This window comes from Dysgonomonas sp. ZJ709, assembly GCF_011039195.1.
GTDB lineage: Bacteria > Bacteroidota > Bacteroidia > Bacteroidales > Dysgonomonadaceae > Dysgonomonas.
In genome coordinates this window covers 1-4,879 of sequence record NZ_JAAKEM010000056.1, presented here as the reverse complement: position 1 = coordinate 4,879, position 4,879 = coordinate 1, and the positions used below count along the sequence as shown (strand labels likewise).

Annotated in this window: 3 protein-coding genes; all 3 read right to left on the bottom strand. The window is 37.1% G+C overall.

Annotated features, from left to right (window positions below):
• A partial coding sequence (locus G7Y56_RS18110; RefSeq protein WP_185154010.1) for a substrate-binding domain-containing protein occupies positions 1-2,709 on the bottom strand: 2,709 nt, incomplete at its 3' end.
• 83 nt (positions 2,710-2,792) lie between these two features.
• Positions 2,793-3,680 carry a carbohydrate kinase gene (locus G7Y56_RS18105; RefSeq protein WP_165045824.1) on the bottom strand — a complete coding sequence of 296 codons (888 nt, stop codon included), beginning with the start codon at positions 3,678-3,680 and terminating at the stop codon, positions 2,793-2,795.
• 34 nt (positions 3,681-3,714) lie between these two features.
• Positions 3,715-4,872 carry an MFS transporter gene (locus tag G7Y56_RS18100; protein WP_165045822.1) on the bottom strand — a complete coding sequence of 386 codons (1,158 nt, stop codon included), beginning with the start codon at positions 4,870-4,872 and terminating at the stop codon, positions 3,715-3,717.
• Positions 4,873-4,879: the final 7 nt, after the last annotated feature.

Genomic DNA, 4,879 nt, shown 5'->3' with positions numbered 1-4,879 from the left:
ATTTGATTTTAAGAAATCAGTCGGACTTTTTTTATAGAACTCTTTAAAACATTTTGTAAAATAAGATGCCGATGAAAATCCCGATCTGTATGCAATATCGGATATAGGAATTCCTGCTGAGATCATTTGCATAGCATATTTTAACCGTATGATTCGTATAAACTCGTTAGGTGGATAGTCTGTAAGTGATTTTATCTTACGGTATAATTGTGAACGTGATAGCCCCAGATGTCTAGCTATATCTACAACATTCAATTCGGGATCGGTGATGTTCTTTTCCACGTATTCTTGAAACTTATTAATAAAAGACTGCTCTATCTCGGCAAGGGAGGTTTTTTTTGTGTCGTTGATTAAACTATTTCCAAAAGCCTTTCTTATTTTTTTTCTGCTTTCTATCAGTTTCTCTATTCTTATTTTTAGCAATCCTGCATTGAACGGTTTAGGAATATAGGCGTCTGCTCCGCTTTGGAATCCCAAAGCTTTTTGTTCGTCTAACGAGCAGGCTGTTAGTAGAATAACAGGTATGTGGCTTGTAAATACATTTTCTTTCAAGATGGTGCAAACCTCAAATCCATCTTTGCCCGGCATCATTACATCGCACAGAACAATGTCGGGAATGAATTTGATTGCCATTCCTATTCCCGATTCACCATCTTCGGCTTCGATTACAGTATATTCATTTCTTAATATCAGGCGCATATACCTCCGCATATCCGGATTATCTTCGATGAGAAGAACAATATCTTTGTCGTCATCTAAGAGATTGCTTAATATTTTATTATCAGGAGATTCTATAACCTCTGTTTCAAGTTGAGATGTTGTATAGCCTTCATTATATACTTCATCTTTAAGATTGATATTCTCTGGTTGTTGATAAGGGATTAGTACAGTAAATGTTGTTCCTTCTCCGGCCATGCTTTCTACAAATATTTTTCCATTGTGAACATCAACTAACGAACTGGTCAGGGCCAATCCGATTCCTGTTCCCGAATCATGTGGGCTAACCTTATAGAACCGATCGAATATGCTATTAATCTTGTCTTTAGGAATACTCTTTCCATCGTTGAATACGGATATTTTCAGATAATCATTGTCTTCGGATAATTCCTGCTTTAAGGATACTTTAATATGCCCTTCCTTTTCGGTATATTTAAAGGCGTTGGATAGTAGATTGAAATATATCTTCTCTATTTTATCTTTATCGAAGTAAAGATTATATGAATTGTGGTTGTCGGATATAAATGTAAATGATACTTTTTTGCGTTTTGCATAATCGATAAAAGCAATATTCAGATCTTCAAGAAACTGCTTCATATCACTTTTTACAAAATAGGTATTCATTTTGCCGTTTTCGTAACTTCTGAACTCGATGATCTGCGAGATGAGGTTTAATAAGCTATTGCTGTTTCGTTTGACTAAATCCAATAAAGTCTTTTGTTCATCGGTTAAGTTTGGTGAATCAAGTAATGTTTCCACCGGGCCAAGAATCAAGGTTAATGGTGTTCTGAACTCGTGCGATATATTGGTGAAAAAAACTAATTTGGCGTGAGTAGCTTCTTCAAGCTGTTTGGATAATGAGATTAACTGATTCTTTTGTTCTTCGAGCAATCGGTTAGATCTACTCTTATTTCTATATGCAAAGATAGATAAGAACAATAAGATAGAGATCAGCGCCAAGATGAGTATTGTACCATAAAAAAGGGTTGTCTGATTGGAGTATTGAGTGATACTCTTGTTTAGAAGGCTGTTTATCTTCTCAACCTTTTTTTGATGCTCCGAAATATGTTCAGTTTGTAGTTGTAATACCCTTACATTGCTTTTGTCCACAACTGCCGTATAAAGAGTATTCTCACGACTAAAAGGTTGATTTGTCAATATTTTTATCGCTAAATCTATCACCTTATCTCCCCCTGTGGGATAGATAAAAGACGCATCTTGCAAACCGTTATGTATATTCTGAATACCTCCGCCTTCGCCCGGTAATGCATCTATTCCGATGATGAATGGCGACTTTCCGCTGTATTTCGAAACGGCTTCATGAACCCCTAGAGCCATAGGGTCGTTCATGGCAAAAACAAGATCGATAAGATTGTGTTCTTTCAATATTTCAGCCATTTGCTTTTCGGCTTCGTCTTTCAGAAAGTTCCCCCTTTTCTCGGTGATAATTTTTATATCGGGATAATTTTGTATTGCATTTATAAATCCTGCATGCCGTTCAGCATCCGATGTCGATCCATTCCAACCTCTTATTTCTACAATATTTCCTTTTCCATTAAGGATGCCTGCAATATATAGGGCGACTTCTTTTCCTATCTGATAATTATCGGCACCCATGTAAGCTGTATAATCTTCAGTATCTATTTTTCTGTCTACTAATATTACAGGTATACCTGCTTTGAAGGCCTTTTGTATTATTGGTGTAATTGCTGTCGATTCATTGGGCGAAATAATAAGCAGATCTACTCCGTTATCAATTAAGGATTCGATATCTTTTATTTGTTGTTTTGTGTCGTCTTTTACTGTTTTGATTTGTATGTCGATATTCTGATAAATGGAGGCTTCCAGCAACATTTCGTTATTCATTGTCTTACGCCATAAATCATCACTGCACTGCGACACACCGATAGTATATGTAGCTTTTTCATTTGTGCCGCACGAAAGCAGAACAATAGAGAATAATAGAAAAAGTGTGATATATAGATTTTTCATAGCAAGGTTATTGTGAAGCATCAAACAAAAATACAGAAAAGCATCGCATCTTGTATACAGAATGCGATGCTTTAATTTTATTTTCACTTATTTCTGAACAGTTCTAAGTAAGCATCCGGTAGCCTTGGCATTGCTCCATGTTGCGTACACACATAAGCTGAAACCTCCATTGCTAACTGATGGGCATCGGCAATACGTTCACCGTGCATATACGAAGCCACAAATGCAGCAGTAAAAGAGTCGCCTGCACCTACAGTATCGGCTACATGAACCTTAGGTGTGGGCTGGAATGAAGTCTCTTTCGACGTAAAAACAAAACTGCCTTCTGTACCCTTAGTCAGAATAACGATATCAAGGTTGTACCTCTCTAGCAATAGTTTGCATATGTCTTGTTCGTTATCATCTTTCAGATCAAATAATTCGGCTACAATAATGACTTCTTCATCGTTTATCTTAAGCATATTTGCTAGTTGTAGGGATTCGTGTATCAACTCCTTTGTATAAAAATGCTGACGAAGGTTTATATCAAAAATCTTAACACTATTTTCAGGCATAGCAGCCAGAAATTTTTTCACGGTTTCCTTCGATACACTGTTTCGTTGTGCCAGCGATCCAAAAGATACTGTCCCCGTATTTTTCGCCAGATTCTCTAATTTAGCGGTGAAAGGGATATTATCCCACGCTACATTCTCACATATCTCATACTCGGGAACACCTGTTTTATTTAATGTCACTTTTACTGTCCCTGTCGGATAATCCGTAACCTCTATTACGTAGTTCAAGTCTTTTTCCGCAAGACTGGACAGAATTTCTTTACCTAACAAATCGTCACCAACAGCACTTGCTGCATATCCATTATATCCGAATTGCGAAACATGGTATGCAAAGTTGGCGGGAGCTCCACCTAATACTTTTCTTTCGGGAAATACATCCCATAATATTTCACCAAGACCGACAACTGTATTATTCATCTCTTGTTTATTTATTAGTTTAATACTCAATGTTTCAACCTACTTTCTCTTTCAATTTGAAAGATACGAATATCAGATAGATTATCCCCATCGCCAACACAATTAATGCACCTGTTTGAGAAGATAAAGCATCTGTAAGCAATCCCATAAGTAGAGGGAAGATAGTTCCTCCGAATAATCCCATGATCATTAGACCCGATACTTCGTTTTTCTTATCGGGCATGTATAGTAGAGCTTGAGATAGAATAATGGGGAAAATATTAGAATTACCTAACCCGATAAGTGCAATACAAATATAAATGACAGTAAGACTGTTGAATACGAATAATCCGATAATTGCAGCTACCATTAATGTCACACTGATTGCGAAGAATTTCTTGGATGAGAAACGAGCTAGGACAAAAGCTCCTGTGAAACAACCGATAGTACGAAACAAGAAATATAAACTAGTGGCATATCCTGCATCTTCTAAGCTCATAGCGAGACGTTCCATCAATATTTTAGGGGCGGTAACATTTGTTCCGACATCTATTCCTACGTGGCACATAATTCCGATAAATGATAATAATATCACCTTATCTCCCAGTAAAGCGAAGCATTGTGTAAAAGTCGATCCTGATCCCTTTTCGTCGGTTTCTTCGATAGAAGTCATGCCAAGAAAGATTGTTGCTAATATTGATACAACCATAAAGATGGGGAACAGTAATTTCCAATCGCCGAACGAAGCTGCTGCCCATGCGGCAATAATAGGGGCAGAAAACGAAGCTATGGCTTTAACAAACTGACCGAATGTAAGTGAACTTGCCAGTTTGTCTCCCGCTACAATATTCGATAATAGCGGATTTAACGAAACTTGCATCAAAGTATTACCGATCCCCAATAATGAAAACGAAACAAGCATAGAGGCAAAGGAATAGTCAATAAGCGGACTTAATAAAGCAAATGCAGTAACCACCAAACTTATCAATACTGTTTTTCGTCTTCCTATTCGGTTCATAAGCATTCCTGTAGGTACTGAAAATACCAGAAACCAAAAGAATACCATCGATGGAAGGAGATTTGCCATCGTTTCCGACAAGGCAAAGTCAGCTTTTACATAATTGGTCGCGATACCAACCAAGTCTACGAATCCCATAACGAAGAATGATAACATTACTGGGATTAGAGCTAAATATATGCTTTTCTGTTTCATGGTTTTT

Excerpts from the sequence above, each read along its gene's own strand:
- G7Y56_RS18100 (WP_165045822.1), bottom strand. The coding sequence starts at position 4,872 with ATGAAACAGAAAAGCATATATTTAGCTCTAATCCCAGTAATGTTATCA.
- G7Y56_RS18105 (WP_165045824.1), bottom strand. The coding sequence starts at position 3,680 with ATGAATAATACAGTTGTCGGTCTTGGTGAAATATTATGGGATGTATTT.